Below are 2,365 nucleotides of genomic sequence, written 5' to 3' on the forward strand. Positions count from 1 at the left end.
CCGCCGGGCCGCAGCCGCAGGGGGCGGGGGCGGGGCCATCTGCGGCGCCGGGTTCTGCGGCGCCGTCGCGCTCCCCATTCCGGCCTTCATCCTTTCCCATGTCGCGGCAATCGCCGAAGCGGCTCACCCCGCGCACGGTCAGTTCGTCGCCTTCCACGTCCAGCACCAGGTCGTCATGGGCCACGCCGGGCATGTCCAGAAACAGGTGAAAACCGTCCTCGCGCTCCACCAGGTCTGCCTGGGGGCGCATGCGTGGCGGCTGCGACGACTGGGCGAACCGGCCCTGCCGGGCACGGTTATCCACGCCGCCCCGTTCGTTCTGGCGGGTGGGGCGGGACGCGGGGTGCGGAAATCGGGGGCGGCGGTCTGGGGGCGTCATGGCAGCCTCCTACCTGACTTCGATGTGGACGGTACGCGGTGTCACCGCCTGCGCCTTGGGCAGCACGATCTCCAGCACGCCGTCCTTCATGGTGGCCGTGGCCCGGTCGCGGTCGATGGGCACGTTCAGGGTCACCACCCGCTGGAAGGGGCCGGTGGGCCGCTCCTGCCGGTAGTACCGGCCACGCACCACGGGCAGTTCGCCCTTGAGCACCAGCGTCTTGTCGGTAAGGGTGATGTCCAGCCCGTCCAGGTCCGCGCCGGGCACCAGTGCGCGCACGCGGATGGCCGCGTCGTCCTCGCCTATGTTCAGCGGGGGAAACTGCGCCCTGCCGCGCGTGGCCGCAAGGCTGCGGCCCGCATCGCCCGCAAGGCGGTCGAGCAGGTTGGGAAATTCGTAGAACGCGCTGAAGTCGATGACCATGCGCACCTCTTCGGATGGGCGGATTGCGGACGGCGCGGCAAATCGGGGTATCGGAAGCCGCACAGGCATAGCTAACATCCCCGGCGGCGCTGTCAACGTATGCGTGTACGGCGCATGCCCGTCGTGTGCCCGGCGTGTGGCCCACGTGCTGCCGGACGGGACGGGGCACAAGGGGCACGGCCCACGCCCTGCGGACATCGGCTGGCCGAAGCGGCCCGTCACGCACCCACCCTGCCGGGCGCTACTTTACCGAACGTTGCCCCTGTTCCCACCGCTCGGCGGGCACGGCCTCTTCCACCAGCATCACGGGAATTTCATCGCGCACGGGGTAGACCACCTTGCACTGGGCGCACTTCAGGCCGCGCTCGTTGTCCACGGGTTCCACGGGCTGACGGCACTTGGGGCAGGCGAGAATTTCCAGCAGTTCCTTGTTCAGCGACACGGCGCACTCCTTGGTTGCATTGTGCGCGCACCATAGCCCGAAGCCGCCGCTGGCTCAAGCGGCGCGGCAGGTCAGGCATGCGATGCGCCCCGCCACGTTCGCCCGGCGGCTCCGGGTCCGCCGCACCGTCCGGGATGCCGGACGCCTTTATTGACACCCGCAGGGGCGGAACGTAGCATCATCGCGTACCCCGTCGCACCGCGCATGGCCCGCCATGCCGGTTGACCATGCCGACCGACCTTGCCGCCCCCACACACGGGCACCCGGCCTCCTGTTCTCACGGTCGCGGGGCATCAGGCACCCGGAGCAGACATGTCCATCCGTTTCATAGACCTGCATTCCCACTCCACCGCCTCTGACGGCAGCGACACCCCGGCGGAACTGGTGCGCAAGGCCGCCGCCGCAAAGCTGGCCGCCGTCGCCCTTACCGACCACGACACCACCTCCGGCCTGGACGAGGCCGTGCGCGAAGGCCGCCAGCGCGGCATCGAGGTCATCAGGGGGTGCGAACTGGGCGTGCGTTGCGAACATGGCGAACTGCACATCCTGGGGCTGTGGCTGCCCGAAAACGGCGGCGCCACCCCGCTGGATGCCACCCTGGCCGCACTGCGCCACCACCGCGCCACCCGCAACCACCGCATCGCCGCGCAATTGCGCGAGTGCGGCGTGGACATCGAATATGCCGAGGTTGAAGCCATCTCCGGCGGCGAATCGGTAAGCCGCCTGCACTTCGCGCGCATCCTGCACGAAAAGGGCTACGTGCCCTCGCCGCAAGAGGCCTTTGCCCGCTACATCGGCCCCGGAGGCCGGGCCTACGTGGCCAAGGAAACCCTGTCCCCGACCGGTGGCGTGGCCCTGCTGCGTTCCGTGGGCGCCACGGTGGCCCTGGCCCACCCCATGCTGTTCCGCTACCCCGGCAACGGCTTTGCCGAATGGCTGGACGACACGGTGGCCGACCTCAAGTCTCATGGCCTGGATGCCATAGAGGCCTACCACAGCGAACATTCCCAGGCCGACACCCGCCGCTGCGTGGACCTGGCCGCCCGGCACGGGCTGGCCCTGACGGGCGGCTCGGACTACCACGGCGCGGGCAAGCCCGGCATTGCCCTGGGCCGGGGACG

General features: G+C 69.9%; 4 protein-coding genes. 1 reads left to right on the plus strand and 3 read right to left on the minus strand.

All coding sequences use genetic code 11. The features are described 5' to 3' along the window. From FVW27_RS13270 to FVW27_RS13280, 3 genes are all read right to left on the minus strand, one after another. On the minus strand, positions 1-379 hold a 379-nt coding region (locus tag FVW27_RS13270), incomplete at its 3' end, for an Hsp20/alpha crystallin family protein (protein WP_167125862.1). Between the two features lie 9 nt (positions 380-388). Then, positions 389-802, minus strand: coding sequence for an Hsp20/alpha crystallin family protein (locus FVW27_RS13275; protein WP_167125865.1), 414 nt, complete (start codon positions 800-802; stop codon positions 389-391). A gap of 241 nt (positions 803-1,043) precedes the next feature. Next, positions 1,044-1,244 (minus strand): Trm112 family protein, encoded by a 201-nt coding sequence (locus FVW27_RS13280; RefSeq protein ID WP_015946274.1) that lies wholly within the window; start codon positions 1,242-1,244, stop codon positions 1,044-1,046. A gap of 312 nt (positions 1,245-1,556) precedes the next feature. Here FVW27_RS13280 and FVW27_RS13285 point away from each other — a divergent pair. Next, a partial coding sequence (locus tag FVW27_RS13285) for a PHP domain-containing protein (protein ID WP_167125868.1) occupies positions 1,557-2,365 on the plus strand: 809 nt, incomplete at its 3' end.

This window comes from Nitratidesulfovibrio liaohensis, from assembly GCF_011682075.1.
Lineage (GTDB): Bacteria > Desulfobacterota > Desulfovibrionia > Desulfovibrionales > Desulfovibrionaceae > Cupidesulfovibrio > Cupidesulfovibrio liaohensis.

Excerpts from the sequence above, each read along its gene's own strand:
- FVW27_RS13275 (WP_167125865.1), bottom strand. The coding sequence starts at position 802 with ATGGTCATCGACTTCAGCGCGTTCTACGAATTTCCCAACCTGCTCGAC.